The following is a 22,790-nucleotide window of genomic DNA, read 5'->3' on the forward strand; positions in this document are numbered from 1 at the left end:
ACCGCCGTTTCGACGCCGAACGACCTAAAAGATACCACAAAGCGTTTGTCGATTGCTACCGCTCGATTGGGTAGATGGACCGCCTCGCGAAGCGACAGCTGGTCGGGACCGCCGGGCTGGTGGCAGTCGTCGCTCTCGTGACGACGCTGTTCACGCCCGAGCGGGTGGTCGCCCGGACGATGCACCTAGCGGACCACCCCGTCTACCTCGCCGGCGTCATCGTGGGGCTGTACCTGGTCCGGCCGTTCTTCGCGTGGCCGACGATGCCGCTGTCCGCGTTCGTCGGCTTCGTCCTCGGCATCGAGTACGGGTTCCCCGTCGCGCTGATGGGCGCGCTCGTCACCTGCCTCATCCCCTACCGGTTCGCGCTCCGGGCCGGCGAACAGGGCGGGATGTTCGGCTGGCTGGGCGACTCCGGCCGGCGAATCATCGAGGTGACCGGCGAGACGCGCGGCGTCCTGGCCGCGCGGCTCTCGCCCGTCCCCGCCGACCCGGTGTCCTACGGGGCCGGGTTCGCCCGCGTCTCGCCCCGGTCGTTCGCCGTCGGCACCTTCCTCGGCGAGATTCCGTGGGTCGCCGTCGAGGTCACCGCGGGGGCGTCGCTGCGGTCGCTGACACTGACTGGCCTCACTATCGACGCGCTCCCGCACGTCCTGCTGTTCTCCGCGGCGCTGGCCGTGCTGGTGCTCGCGGGCCCGGCCTACCGCCACGTCAGCTCACCGGACTCGTCGTGAACTCGAACCGCGCGCCGCCGGCGTCGCTCTCGGTCACCGACACCGACCAGCCGTGGGCCTGCGCAACCTCGATGACGATTGCCAGCCCGAAGCCGGTCCCCGTGTCGCTCGTGGTGTAGCCGCGCTCGAACACGTTCTGTCGCTCCGCCGGCGGGATTCCGGCCCCGTCGTCGGCGACGTAAAAGCCGTCGTCCGTCGTGCCGACGGAGACGGTTATCGGCGCGGCGTCGCCCGCTGGGGGCCCGTGGTCCATGCTGCCGTCGGCCCCTGTCCGACTGCTCGTGTCACCATGCTCCACGCTGTTCCGGAACAGGTTCTCGAACACCGTCCGGAGCCGCGCCGCGTCGGCTTCGACCGTCGCAGTCCCGCGTTTTTCGAGCGTAGCCTCGCCGGTTTCGACGTCGGCCCAGGCCTGGCCCGCGAGCGCGGCGAGGTCCACCGTCGCCGTCTCGCCGACCGTCTCGCCCTGCCTGGCGAGGGTCAGCAGGTCGTTGATGAGGTCGTCCATCCGGTCGGCCGCCGACGCCGCCGCGTCGAGGTGTGACACGTCGCCCGACGCCTGGGCGACCGAAATCCGCCCTTTGACCACGTTCAGGGGGTTCCGGAGGTCGTGACTCACGACGGAGGCGAACTCCGCGAGCTGTCGCTCCCGCTGTTTCCGGTCGCTGATGTCGCGGATGACGCCCGCCGTGCCGTTGAACTCCCCGTCCGGGGCCGGCAGCAACGCGATGTGGATTTCGATAGGGGTGTTGTCGCCGGACTGGTCGACGATGTCCGTCTCGAAGGTCGCGTTCCGGCGGCTCGGGTCGGACAGCATCGCCCGGATGAGTTCGCTGCCGCGGTCGATGTCCCCGCCGGTCATGATAGTCGAGATGTGCTCGCCGACGAGCGCGTCCGGCTCGAACCCCGTCAGTCGTTCCGCCGCTTCGTTCACGTAGGTGAACACGCCCTCGTCGTCGAGCGTGTACACCGGGTCGCCGACAGCCTCGATTATCGTCTCGTAGCGTTCGAGTTCCCGCTCGCGCTGCTTGCGCTCGGTCGTGTCCCGGAGCACGCCGACGGTCCCGTCGAAGTTCCCGTCCCCGTCGAACAGCGGCGCGACCCTGTCCTCGTTGACCCGGACCGTCCCGTCAGCCGACACCGTCCGCATCTCGAATACGGCCCACGTCCGCTCGTCGTCTGCGAGCACGTCGCGGATGTGTTCGGTCGCCGCTTCCACGTCCGACTCCGGCATGAACCGGGCGGGGTCCGAGCCGACTATCTCCGAGCGGTCGTACCCCAAATGGACGGCCATGGCTTCGTTGACCATCTCTATTCGCCCGCCGGTATCGAGGACGTACATCGGGTCCCCGACGTTCTCCACCAGCGTCCGGTACTCCCTGAGCGCCCGCTCCCGACGCTTCCGGTCGGTGATGTCGCGGCCGATACCGGCGATACCGTACAGGTCGCCGCGCTCGTCGTCGATGCGCGTCCCTCGGAACTCGTACTGGAGCGTCTCGCCGTCGGCCGCCTCGACACCCGCCTCGACGGTCCCGTACCCGGTCTCGATAGTCTCCTCGAACACCTGCCACAGTTTCTCGCGGTCGTCGTCCGCGATGAGGTCGTCGACGCCCATCGACGCCAGCTCCGTGTCGGTGTAGCCGGTCACCGAGGGGACGGTGTCGTTCCACCGGACCAGGCTGCCGTCCGGGCCGACGACGTAGAACACGTCGTCGACGGAGTCGATGAGCTTCTCGGTGAACGCCCGCTGGTCGGCCAGTTCCCGCTCGCGCTCCTCCCGCGCGGTCACGTCGGTGATGAACCCTTCGAGGAGTTCGACGCCGTCGTCGTCGGTGTCGACGACGCGGCCCCGCTCCCACATCCAGCGGTCCTCCCCGTCGGCCGTCTCCACCCGGTAGGTGACTTCGAAGGGCTCGCCGGCGTCGATACACGTCTGGACCGTCTTCCAGAGCCGCTCCGTCTCGGACTCTTTGATGAGCGTCCCCCAGGACACCTCGCCGCTTTCGAGCGCCGCCGAACTGTAGCCCACGAGTTCTGCCGCCCCGTCGCTGACGAACTGCATCGGCCAGTCGGGTTCGTTCCGCGCGCGGTACACCATCCCCGGTAGGTTCGAGATGAGCGTCGACAGCATCCGCTCGGACTCTTCGAGGGCCGTCTTGGCCCGCCGCTCCCCGACGGCCCGCTCGATGCGGTTCGCCAGCACGGTGTACTGGTCCGTCCCGACTCCCTTCTGGAGGTACTCGGTGACGCCGGCGGAGATTGCGTCGCTCGCAATTCCCTCGTTGCCTTTGCCGGTAAAGAGGATGAACGGTAACTCCCCGTACTCCTCACGGACGATCTTCAGAAACTCCAGCCCGTCCATGGTGGGCATGTCGTGGTCGCTGACGACACAGTCGAACGCGCGCTCTGACAGCCGGTCTAATCCGTCGGCCGCGCTTCGCTCGGTACAGACGGAGATGTCGTCACTGATTCGCTCCAGATGGACCGCAACGAGGTCGCCGAGGTCGGGGTCGTCGTCGACGTGTAGCACCGAGATTTCGTCCCCCTGGCTACTCATACCACATCCCTCGTGGTTCCAGAATAATAAACCCGTAAGCGACGCGTCAGTAGAACGTGTCCGCACAGTCGTACACGACGCCGTGCTCCGGACAGACGTACTTGCAGTGGCGGTGGTACATCGCGCGGTCACAGCGCGGGCAGGGCCGACCACCGGGCTGCTCGTCCATGCTACCGTAGACCGCCGCCGCTCGCTTGTGTCTTCCGGAGTTTCGGAACGGATTCTGGACGAAATTGGAACAACTCCTTTAGCGGGATAGGCCGTCAGTACAGCTATGACCGACGACCTCCTCGAAACGCCCGGCGGTCGGCTGCTCGTCAGCGCCGCCGCCGCCGTCGCGGGCCTGGCGGGGTCCTACGCGGTGACCGGCTACGCCCCGTCGTTCATCGCCTCGCCCATCGAGCGGGCGCTCGCCCGGGCGATGCCCGGTATCGTCGTCTCGACCGCCATCTCGACGCTCGGCAGCCTCGGCCAGCAGCTGAACCTCCTGCTCGCTATCGCCCTCGCGGGGCTGTTCATCGCGCTGGCGGCCCGGGCAGCCATCCTCACCGGCCAGCTGGCGAACAACCGAGCCCTCCCGACGGTCGGAACGGCCGTCGTGACCTGGGGCATCGGTGTCGTGCTCACCGGCGAGGTCGCTCTCGCCGCCGGTCCGGCGGTTGCCGCCGCTGCCGTCGTCGCCCTCGCACAGACCCTGGACGGCTTCGGCACTACGACGACGCCTATCTCCTCGAAGCGACGGCGGGCGCTGTCGACGGTCGGTGCGGCCGTCGGCGCGGCGACGCTCGGCTACGTGGCCGGGAACCAGCGGACGGTCATCGCGACGGGGGACGACGCGCCGGCACTCACTGCGCCGGGGGCCGACCTCGCCGACGTCGAGGAGAAGCTCGCCGTCGCAGCCGACTACTCCCTGGAACTGGACGACATCGACCCGCTGGTCAGCGAGAGCTTCTACGAGGTCGACATCAACTCCATCGACCCGGAGCTGTCGGCCGGCGACTGGTCGCTCTCTATCACCGGTGCCGTCGAGGAGGAAGTCACGCTGGACTACGCGGACCTCCAGCAGATGGACGCCGAAAACCGGTTCGTCACGCTCCGGTGCGTCGGCGAGCGGCTCAACGGCTACAAGACCGATACCGCGCTGTGGACCGGCGTGCCCGTCGACAGCCTCCTCGAAGAAGCCGGCGTCCAGAGTGGTTGTGAGTGCGTGATGCTCCGGGCCGCGGACGACTACTACGAGGAGTTCCCCATCGACGCGCTCCGGGGCGGCCTGCTCGCTTACGGTATGAACGGGACGGTCCTCCCCCGCGGCCACGGCTACCCCGTCCGGGCGCTGGTCCCCGGCCACTGGGGCGAGGTCAACGTCAAGTGGCTCTCGGAAATCGAAGTCCTCGACCGGGAGGCCGAAGGCTATTGGGAGCAACGCGGCTGGCAGGGGACCGGCCCAGTCAATCCGGTCGCCAAACTCCACCACGAATCGACGCGTCCCGACGGCCGCCGGCGCGTCGGCGGCCACGCCTACGCCGGCCTGCGCGGCGTCGAGCGCGTCGAGGTCTCGACCGACGGCGGCGAGACGTGGGCCGACGCGACGCTGTCGGACCGACTGCCGGCCGCCAGCGGCGACGGCCCCGCCGAGGACGCGTGGCGACAGTGGGAGTACACCTACGACCCGCCCGCGGGCGGCCACACCGTCGTCGTCCGGATGGTCGACCGGCGCGGCGAGGTACAGCCCGAAGCAGAGACCGACGCCTATCCCAGCGGTGCCTCGGGCTGGGTGTCCAAGCAGTACTCGTAGCCGCCGTCACCGCTCGACCCACGCTCCGAGCGACGCGTAGCCGCCCCCGTAACTGAGATAGTACGCCACCGGGAGCGTCACCGCCAGCAGGAGCCCCACGGCGAGTAGCTGCGTGTACGGGTCCGGCGGTGTGAGGAGGGCCGCGAGCGGAACGCTCACGACGGCTGCCGCCGCGACCGTCACCGCGAACTGTATCAGCGGCGAACTGCCCATATCGCTACAACGCAGCCCCGGACCAAGTGTGTTCCCGTACCGGTGTCGCCGTGCGGATGAAACGAGCGGCACATACCGCTCTGGCCACAAGGACGGCCATGGACGAGACGATTGCAGGCGAGGTCATCCACGTCGTCCCGCCGGCCGACCACGAGGACTACGACTTCGAGCCCGAGATGGCGTCGCTCGCCGAGTCGCGCTACGTCATCGTCTGCCGAAAGGGCGGGACGCCGTCGTGGCTCGAACGGCTGGTCGCGTTCTTCCGCCGCCAGCCTATCGAGCCGGTGACGCTCGTCGCCGACTCCGCGGCCGAGGAGGGCACGGAAATCACGGCGGCCGTCGAGGAGACGACGATTGCCGGCGTGTACGACGTGACCGAGTTCCGGTAGCGGGCGCTCCATAGCGAGAGGGAGCCGCCGCTCGTGTCGCCCCAACGCTTTATTCCGTCAGGCGGCTGTCACCGTGTGTGGACGTGATTCGACGGGTGTTGTTTCGTGAGCCGGCCGGACGACGGAAGGCACTGCTTTTCTCACTCTTTTCGGGCATCTGTATCCTCGGGTGGGCGTATTTCGGCGTCGTACTCGACGGCCCCCACATCATGCTCTTCCTGGGTGTCGCGTTTGGATGCTCCGGATACGCTGAGTCCCTCCCGCAGAACCGACGACGTTCGGCGGCGGTGCTGCGATTCCTCGGTCTCGATGTCCTCGTCGCCCTGACTGGTCTCCTCGTACTGGCTCCGGAACTGATACTGGACTGAGCGAGCGCAACCTGGACGTGCTCGATGCCCCCGTGGGACAGAGCGAAACGAAAAGAGCGTACAGTCAGTCGCTACGAACGCGGCTGTAGCGTGTCGTTCAGCACTCGGACCAGCCACAGGACTCGCAGGTCTTGCAGCCCTCCGAGTAGTACAGCGACAGCGAGCCACAGTCGGGACACTCCGGGCTCTCACCGGCGTCGATGATGTCCTGCTGGTCGCCGCCCGCGTCGGCCGCGGCGGCCGCGCCGCCGTCGGTCTGGGTCTGCGTGGCGGGTCCGGTCTCGCCCTCTTCGGCCTTCTCGGCGGTCTCCTCCAGCGTGGTCTGGTCTGGGTAGGCCTTGTCGACGTCGCCGTCGAGGTAGCGACGCAGGGCGGTGCCGATGGCGTCCGGGATGGACTGAATCTGCTCGCCCTTGTCCCAGGCGACCTTCGGCGACCGGATGCCCTGCAGTTCGTCGGCGATTTCCTCGGGGTCCACGCCCGAGCGCAGCGCCGTCGAGATGGTCTTGGCCAGCGCCTCGGTGAACGAGGCCGTGAAGCCGCCGGAGTTGCCGATGTTGGCGAACAGCTCGAACGGCCGGTCGGCCTCGGGGTCCTCGTTGATGTTGACGTACAGTTTCCCGTAGCCGGTGTCGATGCGCTGGGTGACGCCGTGGAGCACGTCCGGCCGGGTCTGCTTCTTGGCGAACTCGGCGTCCGCGTCGCCGTCGGCGACGCTCAGGATTTCCTCGACGGAGTCGTCGAGGGCGGCCTGGACGGCATCGTCTTCGAGGAAGCCCTCGATGCCGCCGAAGACCTCCTCTATCTGGGCGACGATTTCGTCGGCGTCCATGTCGGCGAACTCCGTGTTCTGGGCGCGCGTGGTCAGCACCTGTTTGCTGCGGGTGCCGTCGCGGTAGTAGGTGACGCCCTTGCCGCCGTGGTCGTAGATGTACTCGAACACTTCGGCGGCGTCCTCGATGGTGGAGTCGTTGGGGGCGTTGACCGTCTTCGAGATGGCGGAGTCGACGCCCTCCTGGCAGGCCACCTGGATACCCGCGTGTTCCTTCGCCGAGAGGTCGCCCGTGGTGACGAACAGCTCGCCGATGGCGTCCGGGACCGTCGTGAGCCCGTCGACGCCGTCGAACGCGTTGTTCGCCATCTGTTCCTGGGCCTCCTGTTTGACGGCCTCGACGTCGATGTCGTTGTCCTCCAGGGCCCGCAGGAAGTAGTCGTCGAACTCGACGAGCATCTCGTCGCCCTGGACGTCGTCGGAGACGTTCTTGTAGTAGGCGACGTTGTAGATGGGCTCACACCCGCCGGTGGTGTTGCCGATCATCGAAGTCGTGCCGGTCGGCGCGATGGTCGTCGTGTTGTGGTTGCGGATGGGGTAGCCATCGGCCCAGTCGTCGGCGTCCTCGCCGGTCTGCTTCTCGAACCACTCGCGGTACTCCGTCGGGTTCGCGTACTTGGAGTTGTCCCACTCCTCGAAGACGCCGCGGTCCTCGGCGAGTTCGTGGCTGGTCGCCTTCGAGCCGTGGTTGATGTGGCGCATCGTCTGGCGGGCGATTTCGTTCGCCTCTTCGGTGCCGTAGGCGACGCCCAGCTGGATGTACAGTTGCGCCAGCCCCATGATGCCGAGGCCGATCTTGCGCATCTCCCGGACCTTCTGCTCTATCTTCTCGACCGGGAAGTCCGACATCGTGACCACGTTTTCGAGGAAGCGGGTGCCGAGTTCGATGCGCTGGTCGAACTCGTCCCAGTCGATGGCGTCCTCGAGGAACGCGTCGATGGCGGCCTCCGTCGAGTCGTACTCGTCGGCGTGGGCCTCGGACCAAACGCGCCAGTCCGGGGCGTCCTCAGCGGCCAGCGTCGAGAGGTTGATGTGGCCGAGGTTACAGGCCTCGTACTCCTCGAGGGGCTGTTCGCCACACGGGTTCGTGGCGAGAATCTCGTGTTCGGGGTGTTCCTCCACGTCGAAGGAGTGCTGTTTGTTCACCCGTTCGAGGTAGATGACGCCGGGCTCGCCGTTTTCGTGTGCGCCCTGGACGATTCGTTCCCAGAGCTTCTCCGCGGGGATGGAGAGCACTTCGCCGGCCTCGACGTACTCGCCGAGGTCGAACATCTCGTACAGCTCCTCGGTCTGTTCGGTGGCGACGTGTGGCTCCTCGGTTCGGGGGTTCGTGAACGTGAACTCCTCGCCGTTCTGGAGCGCGTCCATGAAGTCGTCGGTGATGCCGACGGAGATGTTGAAATTCGAGAGGTGGCCCTCGACGGCGTTACGGAGGTGCTTCGGGACTTTGCCGTCCTCGTCGATGAGGTCGCGGGCCTCTTCCAGGGCCTCGGCGAAGGAGTTGTGCGTGAAGTCGTCGGGGTCGTTCAGGCGCAGCGTCTCGGCCAGCGAGACGTCCTTGTTCTTGGCGTGGATGAACTGGATGACGTCGGGGTGAGAGACGCGCATGACGCCCATCTGTGCGCCGCGGCGGGCTCCGCCCTGTGCGATGGTCTCGCACATCTGGTCGTAGGTCCGCATGAACGTGATGGGGCCGGAGGCGATGCCGCCGGTCGAGCCGACGGGGTCGCCGTACGGGCGCAGTTTCCAGAACGCGTAGCCCATGCCGCCGCCGGACTGGAAGACCTGCGCGGCCTCCTTGGCGGTCTGGTGGATGTCGTCGATGTCGTCGCCGGGCGAGTCGACGAAACAGGCCGAGAGTTGCTGGAGTTCGTCGCCGGCGTTCATCAGCGTCGGCGAGTTCGGCATGAAGGAGAGCTGTTCCATCTGCTCCTGGAAGGCGTCGGCGGTCGACTCGACGTGGTCGCGGACGCTTTCGGGCAGTTCCGGGACGACCGTCTCGTAGGCGAACTTGTTGACGTTGTAGACGGAGAGTTCGGTCTCGACGTCGTCGTCGACCGACGTTCCCTTGCCGAACACCTCGTCGGCGAGCTCGTCCCGCCGCGGGTGGTCGGGCTTCAGCTGGTCGGGCGAGACGTGTACATCGGCGTCCTGCTTGTCGGCCTCGAAGACGGCCTCGGCGAGCGCGATGTTCTTCGCGACCCGCTCGAAGAGGTCCTCGGGCTCTTCGATGAGGTCGCCGTTGGCATCCTTCCGGAGGTACCGGGCCGGGAGAATGTTGTGGTAGGCGTTGCCTGTGAGCCGCTCTTCGATAGTGTCACCGTCAGTACGTTTGATCGGCAGCGTAATCTCGTCGGCGGAGAGGTCGCTGTTACTCATCGCCCGCTCCTCCTCCCGACAGCGGCCGTCTGTCGGTCGATACCCCTCGTCGTAGCTACCCGTGATCCTGTCATTTCTGGCGGCGAATACGTATTCATCGATAGCGTTTAATCCTTCTTGTCTGCGATTCGGCGGCGGCCGTAGCGCTGTCCGGAGTCGCGGCTACGGTGTTCGACCAACGGTGCTGGTGACGCGTGAAACGATAGTCGCGTACAACGGAATAGATGCCGTCGATTCTCCTTAATACTGTCCAGACCGAAGTGAAAGTGAAACCCCGGCCCCGCGAACCGCCGGACACGGTCGAGATATCCAATGGAAACGGGCGGGGGTTTGCGACCGCCGATATACAGTCACTAACGTCACGTAGTCAGACAGTACTGTGTTACCAGACGTACCGCCGTAGAGCGGTTTCGCAGAAACCGGCCAGTCGGATACTGCGGCGTCGCTACCGCGTCAGCGCGCGGGCCGATACGGTGTCGCTCCGGACGGTCTCCCCGCTTCGTTCGGCGGACGACCGGGGAGGCGGGACGCTTACAGGTCTGTGGACCGAACGAGTGTGTGTGCAGTACGACGGGCTCACCAAGGGAATCGCGGTCGTGTTCGGCGGCCTGACAGTCGTCCTGACAGCGGTGGGGCTCCTGGTCAATCCCGCGGTGCTCTTCCTCGCGCTCATGTTCGGCGCGTCGACGTACTTCATGTACTACCACCTCAGCGGGAAGATGGCCGCCAGCCTCTACGAGCGGGTGGAACGCCAGGCGGCCCAGAACACCGGCACCAGCCGCCGGGGCGGGTTCGGGGCTGGCCCGCGGGAGGAGTGGGAGCCGCCGCGGGACGGTCGCCGGGCGCGCCGGTCGCGAGCGACCCAGAACGGTCAGCGCCGCCGTCAGAAGCGACAGCGACGCCAGACGGCGGGCGGCCGGCAACGCCGACAGCCCGTCCAGTCGTCGGGCCCCAGTCCGGCGGAGGCCTACCGGCGGCTCGGACTCGACGCGGACGCCGACCAGAGTGCCATCAAGCGGGCCTACCGGGAGAAGGTCAAGGAAGTGCATCCCGACACCGACGGCGGGAGCGAGAGGGAGTTCAAACAGGTACAGGCGGCCTACGAGACGCTGACCGACGACTGACCGTAATCCACATATCCGCCGCTCCGAACCCGGAGGTATGGACAGCGACACGCCGCCCCTCATTGTCGACATCGACGGGACGCTGACCGACGAGAGCCGTGCGCTCGACCCCCGCGTCGTGCCGGTCCTCCGCGAGTGGCCCGAACGCGTCGTCATCGCCACCGGCAAGGCGATGCCGTTTCCGGTTGCACTCTGTGAGTTCCTCGGCATCGAACGGACGGTCGTCGCCGAGAACGGCGGCGTAGTGTTCGTCGAGGCCACCGACGAACTCAGGCTGGAGGGTGACCACGAGGCGGCGCTCGCGGTCGGCGACGCCTACCGGGACCTGGGTCACGACCTCGGATTCGGACGGGTCGACCTGGCGAACCGGTGGCGCGAGACGGAACTCGTCGTGTCGCTGGACCAGCCCCTCGAACCGCTGGAGGAACTGGCCGCGGCCCACGGGCTCGTCGTCCTCGACACCGGTTTCGCCTACCACGTGACCGACCCGGTCGTCGACAAGGGAACGGGCCTCGAAGCGGTGTGTGCGGAACTGGACCTCGCTCCGGAGACGTTCCTGGCGGTCGGCGACTCGGTGAACGACGCCCAGATGTTCGACCTGGCCGGGGAGGCCGTGGCCGTCGCTAACGCCGACGAGACGGCGCTCGAACGGGCCGACCGGGTGACCGATGCGAGCTACGGCGACGGCTTCCTCGAAGCGGTCGCGCCGTACCGGGACTGACGCACTGGTATTCGGACAGCACGGTACGCAGTCGCTCTCTTGACGAGTCCGTTCACCGGAATCGGGTTCGTCACGCAACCGCGAACCCCGCGTGGCAGCTCAGTCCACGGCCCGTGCTGGCCGCGTCTCCGTACATAAATATCCGGCCGGGCGCTACTGTGAGAGACACACTCAGCCACTAGCTTCAAGAGTGCTCTGGAGCGTCAAATCCGGGGAAGGCTTATATCTACCCCACAGTAACGGGAGGATATGAGCCCCGACCGGGCTGTCCTCCGGCGCGCGCTTGACCGCGGTGAGCGGGAGGGCGGCAGCGTCGAGTTCAAAGAACGGCTCACCGAAGAGCTTCACCTCTCCGAGGGGCGACTCGAATCCCTCGCAGCGCAACTCCGCCACCGCGTCCTCTCCGGGGACGGGGAGGCGACCTACGTCGTCGGCGTCACCGACGACGGCGGCCTCGCCGGCATCTCGCCGTCGGCGTTCTCCGAGTCGATGGACGTACTCAGCCTGCTGGCAGACGAAGCCGGCGCACACATCGAGGAGGTGAAAACGTGGGGCGTCGACGGCGTCTCGGACGACGGGTCGACAGCCACCGACGGCATCGTGGGCGTCGCGACGGTCTCCGAGGGGTCGGTCCTCGCGGACGACGACCACATCGTCGTGGGCACAGCCGGCCACGTCGACCACGGCAAGTCCACGCTCGTTGGGTCGCTAGTCACCGGCGACGCCGACGACGGCGAAGGCGGGACGCGCGGCTTCCTTGACGTGCAGCCACACGAGGTCGAGCGGGGGCTCTCGGCGGACCTCTCCTACGGCGTCTACGGCTTCGACGAGGACGGCGACCCGATTCGCATGGACAACCCACATCGGAAAGACGACCGCGCACGGGTGGTCGAAGCGTCAGACCGACTCGTCTCGTTCGTCGACACCGTCGGCCACGAGCCGTGGCTCCGGACGACGATTCGCGGCCTCGTCGGCCAGAAACTCGACTACGGCCTCCTGACCGTCGCGGCCGACGACGGGGTGACCGAGACGACGCGAGAACACCTCGGCATCCTGCTGGCGACGGACCTCCCGACCATCGTCGCGCTGACGAAGGTCGACCTGGTCGACGAGGAGCGAGTCGCCGAGGTCGAACGCGACGTCGAGCAGGCGTTGCGGGAGGTCGACAAGACGCCGCTCCGGGTCGAGCGCCACGGCGTCGACACGGCCATCGACGAGATCTCAGAGACGGTCGTCCCCGTCGTCACCACCAGCGCCGTCACGAAAGCGGGGCTGGACGACCTCGACGAGATGTTCGAGGCACTGCCCAAAACTGCGGGCGAGGTGGGCGAGTTCCGGATGTACGTCGACCGCACCTACAACGTCCAGGGGGTCGGCGCGGTCGCGTCGGGTACTATCAAGTCCGGCGAGGTCGAGGCCGGCGACGAACTGCTACTGGGGCCGATGCAGGACGGGAGCTTCCGCGAGGTCGAGGTCCGCTCCATCGAGATGCACTACCACCGGGTCGACGAGGCCAAGGCCGGCCGCATCGTCGGTATCGCGCTGAAGGGCGTCCGCGAGGCGGACATCGAGCGCGGAATGGTCCTGTTGCCGGGCGACGCCGACCCCTCGCCGGTCCGGGAGTTCGAGGCAGAGGTGATGGTGCTGAACCACCCGACCCGCATCGGCGACGGCTACGAGCCCGTGGTCCACCTCGAAACGGTCAGCGAGGCCGCGGCCTTCCACCCGGACGGGGGCCAGTTGCTCCCGGGGGACGCCGGGAAGACCCGCGTCCGGTTCAAGTTCCGGTCCTACCTCGTCGAAGAGGGCCAGAAGTTCGTCTTCCGCGAGGGTAGTTCCAAGGGCGTCGGGACCGTCACCGACATCGACCCGGCGGAGTAGCGACCCGGCGGTTCACGGGGCCGTCCGGCCGCCGGTCGGTCGCCTGTATCCGGCAGCCGTTTTCTCGACGAGTCCGAACAGCACAGCCCACTCCAGCAGGCGGCCGGTCCGTTCCCGCCAGACAGCTTCCCAGTCGGCGTGGCGCTCGCGCTCCCAGCGTGGAACTTCGCCCCGGAGCGCGTCGAACGCGGCGTCGGCGTCTACCGGCTCCGGCCCGAGCGCGGCGATGAGCACGTCGGCGCCGAAGACCGATTCCTCGAACGCTGTCCCGAGAGCTGTCCGGTCGGGGTCGGTCCGCGTCCGGTAGTAGCCCCGCTGGCTCTCGGCGACAAGCCCCAGCGCCTGCAGGAACACCAGGTACTCCTGTGCCGTTTCGCGGTCGGACACGTCGGTCGCCGTCTGTATCGCCCGACAGCAGTCGGCCTCGCTGTCGGGGACGAGCGGAATCGCGTCGCGGACAGTCTCTAGAAACGCACGCGAGCGGACCGGCGGCGCGACCTTGTAGCGCACGGTCAGAGGCCGAAGCTCTCGGCCAGCAGGCCGTCGCTCGTCCCGCCGACGACGTGTGTGTCGCCGCCGACGACGTCGATAGTGACAGCGGCGGGGCCGAACAGCTCGACGGGGAGCTCCGCGAAGTCCCAGTCCACGTCCTCGAAGACGCCTTCGAGCGGCTCGCCGTACTCCCGGGCGGCGACGGAGGGCACCTCCTCGAAGCGGTCGAACGGCTCGTCGACAGTGAGGTGAACCTCGCTGCCGTAGGCGAGCGCGTCCGTCGTCCGGGCCATCGCGGTCGCCTCGTCTCCGGCGACCGGCGCGACCGGCGCGCGGCCGGTGGCCGACAGCACCGATACCGGGTCGAAGCCGAGCTCGGCCAGCCGGAAGACGGCCAGTTCGGCGGCCCGCGCCGCGGCGACGACGCTTCCCGTGACGCTCGCCGTCGCAAACGACGGCAGGAACACGCCGGTCTCGGGGACGCCGGTTCGCTCGGCGACCTGGGCGGCGACGCTCTCGTCCGGCAGCTCGTCGGTTTCCAGGGCCAGCACGGCGAAGTCGGCGTCCTCGCGGTAGCCGATACGCTGGAAGGCTTCCTCTTCGGCGACCAGCGCGCGTGCGGGGCCGCTCCCGAGCGCCTCGAAGCCGTCGACGGCCAGTTCCCAGCCGCCCTTCTGTGAGCACAGCAGGGCCAGCGCCGGGTGGTCGGTCGACAGTTCGACGTGGTTCAGCGGCGCGCCGCCGACGGTGTCCATCGTGGACTGGACCGTGGCCAGCCCGGCCGTCTGGATTTCCGCGAGCAACATGCCGGCCTCGACAGCGCCCGGCACCTCGACGCCGAAGTCGAGCACCGCCGCGTCGCCCTCCAGCGCGTGTACGTCTATCGTGAGTTCGTCGGCGAAGTCGATGGCCTCGTCGACTAGCTCGGTGGCCATCCGGTTGAGACTATCCATACGCCGTCTTTGGCACCCTCCCCTTTAATCTCCGCCTTCGGCGGCGTCGCTCCGCGCTTCGCGTCCGAGGTGCGCCTCGACGGCGTCGACCTTGTCCCGCGCCCGCTGGTCGACCGTCCGCTTGTCGTCTATCTTCAGGAACGTACTCACGCGGTCGGTCTGTTCGCCGACGGCCTCGTGGGCGGCGTGGGTGGCCGCGAACAGTTCCTCGCTGTCCTCCGCCTCGATTATCGTCCCCATCGGCGTCGTCTCGTACTCGACGTCGAAGGCCTCCAGCGCCGCGACGGCGTCGGCGACGTACGACGACATGCTGCCTTCGACGACCGGTGCGACCGAGAGGAACCCTATGCAGGTCATATCGGTCCACACGCGCGCCCGCGACCTAACCGCTGTGGTGCTCGTGAACTGAAGAAGCCGCCGTCCGAGGCGCTTACTCGCTGTCTTCGACCGGTGCGCCGCGCGCGTTCGTCTTCACGCTCTGGAGGCCCTGTTTCGCCTTCTGCTTGGAGGCGTAGCCCTGCCCGCAGTCGGCGATTATCTCCCCGTTGTCGTGGCGGAGCCGCCAGCGGGCCTTGTCCTCGCTGTCTTTGAACAGTTCGAACGTCGCCTTGCTGCCGCCGTCGTCGTCGGGTGCCGTCTCGTCTTTGGTCTCGTCGACGACGTACGCACCGGGCGCGTTGTCCTTGACGCTCTGGAGGCCCTGTTTCGCTTTCTGCTTCGAGGCGTAGCCCTCGCCGCTGTCGGCGATGATGTTCCCGTTGTCGTGACGGAGCCGCCAGCGGTACTGCTCGGCGCTGTCCTCGTACACCTCGAACGTGGCTTTGCTCGCCACGACTTCGGTCTCGACCTCGCCGTCGGCCTCCTCCCATTCCATCTCGATTTCGAGCGTGACGGTACCGTCCTCGCGTTCGACGCCGACCTCGAAGTCGGATTCGGCCGGCGGGTCGACAGTCACAGTCTGTTCCTCGTCGGCCGGCACTGGCTCGCCGCGGCTGAGCCTGTTTGCCAACCGCCGGAAGTACGACGCGATTCCTCTTCGACTCCGCATTTCCTGTGACTCGTGGACCGTCTCGTCTGTCATGCAACAACACTGTCGACGGGACAACGGATAACGCTACCCCCAATTCGTCAGCCGACGGTGCAGTCCGCTACGGGTTCCTGTAACTCAAAGAGTGAGTCGGTGGCCGACGCGACCTGCCGGCTCGTCGGTCGGCATCAGCAAAACTGCGCTGGCCGGGGTTGCAGCCAGTACGCGGCGCGGCGAGACGCCTCGCTTGCCAACGTGGCTGAAGAGAAATGCGCTGGCTGGGATTTGAACCCAGGTTGTGACCATGGCAAGGTCACGTGATACCAACTACACTACCAGCGCGTACTTCGGCTGCCCTGACCCTCGCGGCCGTCGGCCGCTCGGTACCAGCGCGCAACGCCTCGTTGCAATCAAATCTGGCGAGGGTGAGAGTAAAAAGCCTTCCGTTTTCCGGGGGAAACCGTGGGAAGTGAGGCCAATCGTCGCTCCCACTGCCGGCCCAGGCATGTGATGCTGTCACGGGCCACGGTCTTTCGGAAGCGGCAAACCGCTCAGCGAGCGTATCGGGTCCGAACCGGCATGACGGACCATGTGAACGCGACTCACCGCGAACACGAAACGGGGTCTTTTTAAGTCCGGGAAGGGGAGATATCGGCACAGTCTAGTGGCGCGACGTGGAAGCGTCACGGCATGACGACCAGCGTACTCGTGCCGTCTTCCCTCGCACGGGAAGCCGAAGACAGACGCGAGGCGACTCGCAAACTCGGTTACGTGGCCCGCGCGGCCGCGGTCTACCGGGTCGATCGGCTGACAGTGTACCCCGACCCAGACGGGGCGGGGAAGTGGGAAGACGGGTTCGTCGAAACCGTGCTGCGGTACGCCGCGACGCCCCCGCACCTCCGAAAGGAGATGTGGGGCAAGCGGGACGAACTGGAGTACGTCGGCGTCCTGCCGCCGCTCCGCGTGCGTTCACAGACCGGCTCCGGATCTGAGGGTTCGGGGTCGTTAAGACAGGGAATCGTGACCGAGGTCGGAGCTGATGGGCGCGTCCGGGTCAATTGCGGCATGCAACACCCGATCTCCCTTCCCGTCCCAGCGGATATGGACGTGGACCAGGGGGAGCGCGTGACCGTCAGGGTCTCTTCGCGACGGCCGGTCCGGGCGAAGCTCGTCGACGTCCCCACAACGGGATTCGACGTTGTCGCCGCGGACCTCGATGCGGCACTCTCGCGCGACGATGCCGGGCTCACTATCGCGTCCTCGCGATACGGCGAGCCGGTAACGTCGACCCGTCTCGGCCAGCTGGCCGAGCGGCGAGGCGCCGAAGGCGGCATGACCGTCGCCTTCGGGGCACCCGAGCGCGGGTTACCGTCGATACTCGACGTCGCCCCGGACGCCGTCGGGGGAGACCAGACGAGCGACGAACCAGAAGGGTTCGACCTCTGGCTGAATACGGTTCCGAACCAGGGCAGTGAGGTCGTGCGGACGGAGGAAGCTCTGTTCGCCTCCCTCACCTGTCTAACCCTCACGGAGTAAACGAATGCCACAACCAAGCAGACCACGCAAAGGCTCGCTGGGCTTCGGCCCGCGCAAGCGCTCGACGAGCGAGACGCCTCGCTTCAACAGCTGGCCGTCCGACGACGGCCAGCCGGGCGTCCAAGGGTTCGCCGGCTACAAGGCAGGCATGACACACGTCGTGCTCGTCAACGACGAACCCAACTCCCCCCGCGAGGGGATGGAGGAGACTGTCCCGGTGACAGTCATCGAGACGCCACCGATGCGCGCCGTCGCCCTGCGAGCGTACGAAGACACGCCGTACGGTCAGCGTCCGCTGACGGAAGTCTGGACCGACGAGTTCCACTCGGAGCTCGACCGGACCCTGGACGTTCCGGAGGACCACGACCCGGACGCTGCTGAGGAACAGGTACGCGACGCACTCGAGGCCGGTGACCTCGGGGACGTGCGACTCATTACGCACACCGTCCCCGACGCCGTCCCGAGCGTCCCGAAGAAAAAGCCCGACGTGATGGAGACTCGCGTCGGCGGCGGGTCCGTCTCGGACCGCCTCGACCACGCCCTCGACCTCGTCGAGGACGGTGGCGAACACGCCATGAACGACATCTTCCGCGCCGGCGAGTACGCCGACGTGGCCGGTGTCACGAAAGGCAAGGGGACGCAGGGTCCCGTCAAGCGGTGGGGCGTCCAGAAGCGGAAGGGCAAGCACGCCCGCCAGGGATGGCGCCGACGGATCGGCAACCTCGGTCCGTGGAACCCGTCCCGCGTGCGCTCGACGGTCCCCCAGCAGGGGCAGACCGGCTACCACCAGCGCACCGAGCTCAACAAGCGCCTCGTCGATATCGGCGAGGGCGACGAGCCCACCGTCGACGGCGGTTTCGTCAACTACGGCGAGGTCGACGGGCCGTACACGCTCGTGAAAGGCTCCGTGCCCGGTCCGGACAAGCGCCTGGTGCGCTTCCGGCCCGCGGTGCGTCCGAACGACCAGCCGCGCCTCGACCCCGAGGTGCGCTACGTCTCCAACGAATCGAACCAGGGATAACCTATGCAGGCAACAATCTACGACCTGGACGGCAACACAGACGGCGAGGTCGACCTGCCGGACGTCTTCGAGACGCCGGTCCGGTCCGACCTCATCAGCAAGGCTGTACGTGCCGCACAGGCCAACCGGAAGCAGGACTACGGGTCCGACGAGTACGCCGGCCTCCGAACGCCGGCCGAGTCCTTCGGTAGCGGCCGCGGCCAGGCACACGTCCCGAAGCAGGACGGCCGTGCCCGCCGCGTCCCGCAGGCGGTCAAGGGGCGACGCGCCCACCCGCCGAAAGCCGAGAAGGACCGCTCGCTCGACCTCAACGACAAGGAACGGCAGCTGGCCGTTCGCTCGGCGCTGGCCGCGACGGCCGACGCCGACCTCGTCGCCGACCGCGGCCACGAGTTCGACCGCGACGAAGTCCCCGTCGTCGTCTCCGACGACTTCGAGGACCTCGTCAAGACGCAGGAAGTCGTCTCGCTGCTGGAGGCGGTGGACGTCCACGCGGACATCGACCGCGCCGACGACACGAAAATCAAGGCCGGACAGGGGTCGGCCCGCGGACGGAAGTACCGCCGTCCCGCTTCGATTCTCTTCGTGACCAGCGACGAGCCGTCGACGGCCGCCCGCAACCTCGCGGGGGCCGACGTGGCGACCGCCAGCGAGGTCAACGCCGAGGACCTCGCGCCCGGCGGCGCGCCCGGTCGACTCACAATCTTCACGGAATCCGCACTCGCGGAGGTGGCCGAGCGATGAGCTGGGACGTCATCAAGCATCCGCACGTCACTGAGAAGGCCATGAACGACATGGACTTCCAGAACAAGCTTCAGTTCGCCGTCGACGACCGCGCCTCCAAGGGCGAAGTCGCCGACGCCGTCGAGGAGCAGTACGACGTGACGGTCGAACAGGTCAACACGCAGAACACGATGGACGGCGAGAAGAAGGCCGTCGTTCGCCTCTCCGAGGACGACGACGCCCAGGAAGTCGCCTCCAGAATCGGGGTGTTCTAACGATGGGACGACGAATCCAAGGACAACGGCGCGGTCGCGGGACCTCCACGTTCCGTGCGCCGTCACACCGTTACAAGGCAGATCTGGAGCACCGCAAGGTCGAGGACGGCGACGTCGTCGCCGGCACGGTCGTCGACATCGAGCACGACCCTGCCCGCTCGGCCCCGGTCGCCGCCGTCGAGTTCGAAGACGGCGACCGTCGGCTCATCCTCGCGCCGGAAGGCGTCGGGGTGGGCGACGAGCTACAGGTCGGCGTCAGCGCCGAAATCGCACCCGGGAATACGCTCCCGCTGGCGGAAATCCCCGAGGGGGTCCCGGTGTGCAACGTCGAGTCCAGCCCCGGTGACGGCGGGAAGTTCGCCCGCGCGTCGGGCGTCAACGCCCAGCTGCTCACCCACGACCGCAACGTCGCGGTCGTCAAGCTCCCCTCCGGGGAGATGAAGCGGCTCGACCCGCAGTGCCGTGCTACTATCGGCGTCGTCGCCGGTGGCGGCCGGACTGACAAGCCGTTCGTGAAGGCCGGCAACAAGCACCACAAGATGAAAGCGCGAGGGACGAAGTGGCCCAACGTCCGCGGTGTGGCGATGAACGCCGTCGACCACCCGTTCGGTGGCGGCGGCCGCCAGCACCCCGGCAAGCCCAAGTCCATCTCGCGGAACGCCCCGCCTGGCCGTAAGGTCGGGGACATCGCCTCGAAGCGAACAGGTCGAGGTGGCAACGAATGAGCTCAGAATATCAAATCGGCCACGAAGGAGAGTTCTCCTTCCGCGGCCACACGCTCGACGAGCTGCAGGAGATGGAGCTCGAGGAAGTCGCGGAACTGCTCCCCGCTCGACAGCGGCGAAGTATCGAACGCGGCCTGTCCGAGGAGAAACACAAGCTCCTCGAGAAGGCCCGCGAGGCCGGCGAAGAGGAGACAGCCAACGACCCCATCCGGACGCACCTGCGCGACATGCCGGTGCTGCCGGAGATGGTCGGGCTGACCTTCGCCGTCCACGACGGCCAGAACTTCGAGCGTGTCAAGGTCGAGCCCGAGATGCTCGGCCACTACCTCGGTGAGTTCCAGCTCACCCGGAGTAGCGTCGAACACGGTCAGGCCGGTATCGGAGCGACACGCTCCTCGAAGTTCGTACCGCTCAAATAATCATGGGAATCAGTTACTCAGTCGAAGCCGACCCGGACACGACGGCCAAAGCGATGCTCCGGGAGCGGCAGATGAGCTTCAAGCACAGCAAGGCCATCGCCCGCGAGATCAAGGGCAAAACGGCCGGCGAGGCTGTCGACTACCTCGAAGCGGTTATCGAGGGCGACCAGCCCGTTCCGTTCAAACAGCACAACTCGGGCGTCGGCCACAAGAGCAAGGTCGACGGCTGGGACGCCGGTCGCTACCCGGAGAAGGCCAGCAAGGCCTTCCTCGACCTGCTGGAGAACGCAGTCGGCAACGCCGACCACCAGGGGTTCGACGGTGAATCCATGGAGATAATGCACGTCGCCGCCCACAAGGTCGGCGAGCAGCAGGGTCGCAAGCCCCGCGCGATGGGGCGTGCCTCGGCGTGGAACAGCCCGCAGGTCGACGTGGAACTCATCCTCGAAGAACCGGAGGTCGAAGACTAATGGCCGACGAACAACAGTTCATCGAGGACGGACTTCAGCGGACCCAGATAGACGAGTTCTTCGCGGAGGAACTCGGTCGCGCCGGCTACGGCGGCATGGACGTCGCCAAGACGCCGATGGGGACCCAGATAGTCCTGAAAGCCGAGAAGCCAGGGATGGTCATCGGCAAGGGCGGAAAGAACATCCGGAAGATAACGACGGAACTCGAAGACCGGTTCAACCTCGACGACCCGCAGGTCGACGTGCAGGAAGTCGACGAGCCGGACCTCAACGCTCGCATCGTCGCGGACCGACTGGCTAACGCCTTAGAGCGTGGCTGGTACTTCCGCAAGGCGGGCCACACCACCATCGACCGCATCATGGAGTCGGGCGCGCTCGGCGCGGAGATCGTCCTCTCCGGGAAGGTCACCGGTGCGCGCTCGCGCGTGGAGAAGTTCAACCGCGGCTACGTCAAGCACAACGGCGAGCCCGCGGAGGAAATCGTCGACAGCGGCGTCGGCGTCGCCGTGATGAAGCTCGGCACCATCGGGGTCCGAGTCAAGATCATCCCGCCGGACGCGGAGCTCCCCGACGACTTCGAAATCTACGAGGACGTCGACGTCGAGGACTACGTGGCCGACACCGACGGCGAGTCCGTCGAGGAACTCCTCGAAGGCGAGCCCGAAGACAGCGAGACGGCCGAAGAACTCGACGAGGACGTGGCCGCCGGGGCCGACGACGACTCCGAGGCCGACGAGGAGTTCGTCGACGAGGAAATCGTCGAGGAAGACGTCGAAGTCCCGACTGACGACGACGTCGAGGACGTCGATGTCGACGAACTCGAAGAAGCCGTCGACGAGGAACTCGACGAGGACGTCGAGGCGGAAGCCGAAGAGCTGATGGACGAGATGGACGAGGAGGGTGACGACGAATGACCGTCCTGCACGTCCAGGAGATTCGGGACATGACGCCCGCCGAACGCGAGGCGGAACTCGACGACCTGAAGACCGAACTGCTGAACGCCCGGGCCGTCCAGGCTGCGGGTGGTGCGCCGGAGAACCCCGGTCGCATCAAGGAGCTGCGGAAGGCCATCGCCCGCATCAAGACGGTGCAGGGTGAAGAAGGCGACCTGCAGGAGAACGAATAATGCCACTGACACCCGAGACGCTCCCACGACACGAACTCGTCGGCCTCGACTGCGAGGTCGTCGCGGCGTCCAACCCGGACGCCGTCGGTATCAGCGGAACTGTCGTCATGGAGACGACACAGATGCTGACAGTCGAGGGAGCCGACCGGGTGTGGCACGTGCCGAAGGACGGGGCGACCTTTTCGTTTGCCGTCTCCGGACAGCGAGTCCGAGTCGACGGCGACCGACTCGTCGCGCGTCCCGCTCGTCGCACAGAGAACACAGGAGATTCACTATGGCGCTAGGACTGAACGTACAGGAACCGGAGGAAGCCTGTGCCGACCAGAACTGCCCGTTCCACGGAGAGCTCTCCGTGCGCGGACAGACACTGAACGGCGAGGTAGCCTCCACTGACATGGAGAAGACCGTCGTCGTCGAACGCGAGTACGACGTGAAGGTGCCCAAATACGACCGCTTCATGAAGCGGCGGAGCCGCGTCCCGGCTCACGCACCGGACTGTCTCGACCTCGCGGTCGGCGACACGGTCACGATAGCAGAGTGTCGACCGCTCTCGAAAACGAAAAGCCACGTCGTCGTCAGCGTGGGCTCGGACGAGCTCACAGACGGCGAACAGGACGGTGATGCCTGATGGAAGCACTCGGTGCCGACGTCACGCAGGGTCTTGAGAAGGGCTCGCTCATCACGTGTGCGGACAACACGGGTGCGCGAGAGCTCAAGGTCATCTCCGTCCACGGCTACTCGGGAACGAAGAACCGCCACCCCAAGGCTGGGCTGGGCGACAAGATCACGGTCTCGGTCACCAAGGGGACGCCGGAGATGCGTCGCCAGGTGCTCGAAGCCGTCGTCGTCCGCCAGCGAAAGCCGATCCGTCGGCCCGACGGCACCCGCGTCAAGTTCGAAGACAACGCGGCCGTCATCGTCGACGAGAACGAGGACCCGCGCGGGACCGAGCTGAAAGGTCCCATCGCACGGGAAGTCGCACAGCGATTCGGCAGTGTGGCATCAGCAGCGACGATGATCGTATAGAACC

General features: G+C 67.0%; 27 protein-coding genes and 1 tRNA gene. 19 read left to right on the forward strand and 9 right to left on the reverse strand.

The features are described 5' to 3' along the window. The first annotated feature begins 74 nt into the window (after positions 1-74). A complete protein-coding gene (locus tag VI123_RS05855; RefSeq protein WP_336337101.1) occupies positions 75-734 on the forward strand; it encodes a TVP38/TMEM64 family protein in 660 nt (219 codons plus the stop codon). Here VI123_RS05855 and VI123_RS05860 read toward each other — a convergent pair. After that, the gene (locus VI123_RS05860) at positions 712-3,291 is read right to left on the reverse strand and encodes a PAS domain S-box protein (RefSeq protein ID WP_336337102.1); all 2,580 of its coding nucleotides are present in this window, start codon (positions 3,289-3,291) and stop codon (positions 712-714) included. The two genes, VI123_RS05855 and VI123_RS05860, sit on opposite strands and share 23 nt — an antisense overlap. A 46-nt stretch (positions 3,292-3,337) precedes the next feature. After that, a complete protein-coding gene (locus VI123_RS05865) occupies positions 3,338-3,460 on the reverse strand; it encodes an HVO_2523 family zinc finger protein (RefSeq protein ID WP_336337103.1) in 123 nt (40 codons plus the stop codon). Between the two features lie 105 nt (positions 3,461-3,565). On the opposite strand from VI123_RS05865, the gene VI123_RS05870 reads away from it, so the two are divergent. Beyond that, a complete protein-coding gene (locus VI123_RS05870) occupies positions 3,566-5,086 on the forward strand; it encodes a sulfite oxidase (protein WP_336337104.1) in 1,521 nt (506 codons plus the stop codon). A gap of 6 nt (positions 5,087-5,092) precedes the next feature. Here the strand turns inward: VI123_RS05870 and VI123_RS05875 are convergent, their stop codons facing one another. Next, positions 5,093-5,299 carry a DUF7534 family protein gene (locus VI123_RS05875; protein WP_336337105.1) on the reverse strand — a complete coding sequence of 69 codons (207 nt, stop codon included), beginning with the start codon at positions 5,297-5,299 and terminating at the stop codon, positions 5,093-5,095. 98 nt (positions 5,300-5,397) lie between these two features. On the opposite strand from VI123_RS05875, the gene VI123_RS05880 reads away from it, so the two are divergent. Both VI123_RS05880 and VI123_RS05885 read left to right on the forward strand, forming a co-directional pair. Continuing rightward, positions 5,398-5,688, forward strand: a complete 291-nt coding sequence (locus VI123_RS05880) for a DUF7526 family protein (RefSeq protein ID WP_336337106.1) — start codon at positions 5,398-5,400, stop codon at positions 5,686-5,688. A gap of 77 nt (positions 5,689-5,765) precedes the next feature. Beyond that, entirely contained in the window at positions 5,766-6,056 is a 291-nt protein-coding gene (locus VI123_RS05885) for a hypothetical protein (RefSeq protein ID WP_336337107.1), read from the forward strand. Between the two features lie 97 nt (positions 6,057-6,153). Here the strand turns inward: VI123_RS05885 and VI123_RS05890 are convergent, their stop codons facing one another. Continuing rightward, positions 6,154-9,267, reverse strand: a complete 3,114-nt coding sequence (locus tag VI123_RS05890) for an adenosylcobalamin-dependent ribonucleoside-diphosphate reductase (RefSeq protein ID WP_336337108.1) — start codon at positions 9,265-9,267, stop codon at positions 6,154-6,156. Between the two features lie 560 nt (positions 9,268-9,827). On the opposite strand from VI123_RS05890, the gene VI123_RS05895 reads away from it, so the two are divergent. The 3 genes from VI123_RS05895 to VI123_RS05905 all read left to right on the forward strand — a co-directional run bounded on the left by VI123_RS05895 (position 9,828) and on the right by VI123_RS05905 (position 12,993). Next, the gene (locus VI123_RS05895) at positions 9,828-10,391 is read left to right on the forward strand and encodes a J domain-containing protein (protein WP_336337109.1); all 564 of its coding nucleotides are present in this window, start codon (positions 9,828-9,830) and stop codon (positions 10,389-10,391) included. A 37-nt stretch (positions 10,392-10,428) separates the two neighbouring features. Next, on the forward strand, positions 10,429-11,112 hold the full coding sequence (locus VI123_RS05900; RefSeq protein WP_336337110.1) for a phosphoglycolate phosphatase: 684 nt from the start codon (positions 10,429-10,431) through the stop codon (positions 11,110-11,112). Between the two features lie 249 nt (positions 11,113-11,361). Beyond that, positions 11,362-12,993, forward strand: coding sequence for a GTPBP1 family GTP-binding protein (locus tag VI123_RS05905; protein WP_336337111.1), 1,632 nt, complete (start codon positions 11,362-11,364; stop codon positions 12,991-12,993). Between the two features lie 12 nt (positions 12,994-13,005). Here VI123_RS05905 and VI123_RS05910 read toward each other — a convergent pair whose 3' ends face one another. From VI123_RS05910 to VI123_RS05930, 5 genes are all read right to left on the reverse strand, one after another. Continuing rightward, positions 13,006-13,503 carry a hypothetical protein gene (locus VI123_RS05910; RefSeq protein ID WP_336337112.1) on the reverse strand — a complete coding sequence of 166 codons (498 nt, stop codon included), beginning with the start codon at positions 13,501-13,503 and terminating at the stop codon, positions 13,006-13,008. A 2-nt stretch (positions 13,504-13,505) separates the two neighbouring features. Then, positions 13,506-14,438 carry a methenyltetrahydromethanopterin cyclohydrolase gene (gene mch, locus VI123_RS05915; protein ID WP_336337113.1) on the reverse strand — a complete coding sequence of 311 codons (933 nt, stop codon included), beginning with the start codon at positions 14,436-14,438 and terminating at the stop codon, positions 13,506-13,508. A 24-nt stretch (positions 14,439-14,462) separates the two neighbouring features. Next, positions 14,463-14,795 (reverse strand): MTH1187 family thiamine-binding protein, encoded by a 333-nt coding sequence (locus VI123_RS05920; protein ID WP_336337114.1) that lies wholly within the window; start codon positions 14,793-14,795, stop codon positions 14,463-14,465. Between the two features lie 73 nt (positions 14,796-14,868). Beyond that, entirely contained in the window at positions 14,869-15,519 is a 651-nt protein-coding gene (locus tag VI123_RS05925; RefSeq protein ID WP_336337115.1) for an HVO_2922 family protein, read from the reverse strand. A gap of 216 nt (positions 15,520-15,735) precedes the next feature. Then, positions 15,736-15,807: transfer RNA gene (locus VI123_RS05930), tRNA-Gly, on the reverse strand. A gap of 348 nt (positions 15,808-16,155) precedes the next feature. Between VI123_RS05930 and VI123_RS05935 the strand changes: the two genes are divergently transcribed. From VI123_RS05935 to VI123_RS05990, 12 genes are read left to right on the forward strand one after another with little or no spacing between them, the layout of a single operon-like run. Beyond that, entirely contained in the window at positions 16,156-17,001 is an 846-nt protein-coding gene (locus VI123_RS05935) for an RNA methyltransferase (protein WP_336337116.1), read from the forward strand. 4 nt (positions 17,002-17,005) lie between these two features. Continuing rightward, on the forward strand, positions 17,006-18,022 hold the full coding sequence (gene rpl3p / locus VI123_RS05940; protein ID WP_336337117.1) for a 50S ribosomal protein L3: 1,017 nt from the start codon (positions 17,006-17,008) through the stop codon (positions 18,020-18,022). Positions 18,023-18,025: 3 nt separating this feature from the next. After that, a complete protein-coding gene (gene rpl4p, locus VI123_RS05945; protein WP_336337118.1) occupies positions 18,026-18,766 on the forward strand; it encodes a 50S ribosomal protein L4 in 741 nt (246 codons plus the stop codon). After that, positions 18,763-19,020 carry a 50S ribosomal protein L23 gene (locus VI123_RS05950; protein ID WP_004591553.1) on the forward strand — a complete coding sequence of 86 codons (258 nt, stop codon included), beginning with the start codon at positions 18,763-18,765 and terminating at the stop codon, positions 19,018-19,020. The genes rpl4p and VI123_RS05950 overlap by 4 nt, the downstream gene beginning before the upstream one ends. A gap of 2 nt (positions 19,021-19,022) precedes the next feature. Then, positions 19,023-19,745, forward strand: a complete 723-nt coding sequence (locus VI123_RS05955; RefSeq protein WP_004516968.1) for a 50S ribosomal protein L2 — start codon at positions 19,023-19,025, stop codon at positions 19,743-19,745. Further along, complete coding sequence (locus VI123_RS05960) at positions 19,742-20,164, forward strand: 30S ribosomal protein S19 (RefSeq protein WP_336337119.1); 423 nt, start codon at positions 19,742-19,744, stop codon at positions 20,162-20,164. The genes VI123_RS05955 and VI123_RS05960 overlap by 4 nt, the downstream gene beginning before the upstream one ends. Before the next feature lie 2 nt (positions 20,165-20,166). Beyond that, entirely contained in the window at positions 20,167-20,634 is a 468-nt protein-coding gene (locus VI123_RS05965) for a 50S ribosomal protein L22 (RefSeq protein ID WP_336337120.1), read from the forward strand. Then, positions 20,634-21,548: a 30S ribosomal protein S3 gene (locus VI123_RS05970; RefSeq protein WP_336337121.1), complete on the forward strand. Its 915-nt coding sequence runs from the start codon at positions 20,634-20,636 to the stop codon at positions 21,546-21,548. The genes VI123_RS05965 and VI123_RS05970 overlap by 1 nt, the downstream gene beginning before the upstream one ends. Further along, positions 21,545-21,760: a 50S ribosomal protein L29 gene (rpmC, locus tag VI123_RS05975; protein ID WP_053967654.1), complete on the forward strand. Its 216-nt coding sequence runs from the start codon at positions 21,545-21,547 to the stop codon at positions 21,758-21,760. Before VI123_RS05970 ends, rpmC begins: the two co-directional genes overlap by 4 nt. Further along, the gene (locus VI123_RS05980) at positions 21,760-22,044 is read left to right on the forward strand and encodes a ribonuclease P protein component 1 (protein WP_336337122.1); all 285 of its coding nucleotides are present in this window, start codon (positions 21,760-21,762) and stop codon (positions 22,042-22,044) included. The genes rpmC and VI123_RS05980 overlap by 1 nt, the downstream gene beginning before the upstream one ends. Continuing rightward, entirely contained in the window at positions 22,035-22,388 is a 354-nt protein-coding gene (locus VI123_RS05985) for a 30S ribosomal protein S17 (protein WP_336337123.1), read from the forward strand. The genes VI123_RS05980 and VI123_RS05985 overlap by 10 nt, the downstream gene beginning before the upstream one ends. Next, positions 22,388-22,786, forward strand: a complete 399-nt coding sequence (locus tag VI123_RS05990; RefSeq protein WP_004516961.1) for a 50S ribosomal protein L14 — start codon at positions 22,388-22,390, stop codon at positions 22,784-22,786. Before VI123_RS05985 ends, VI123_RS05990 begins: the two co-directional genes overlap by 1 nt. Positions 22,787-22,790: the final 4 nt, after the last annotated feature.

It is taken from the genome of Haloarcula sp. DT43, assembly GCF_037078405.1.
Classification (GTDB): Archaea; Halobacteriota; Halobacteria; order Halobacteriales; family Haloarculaceae; genus Haloarcula; species Haloarcula brevis.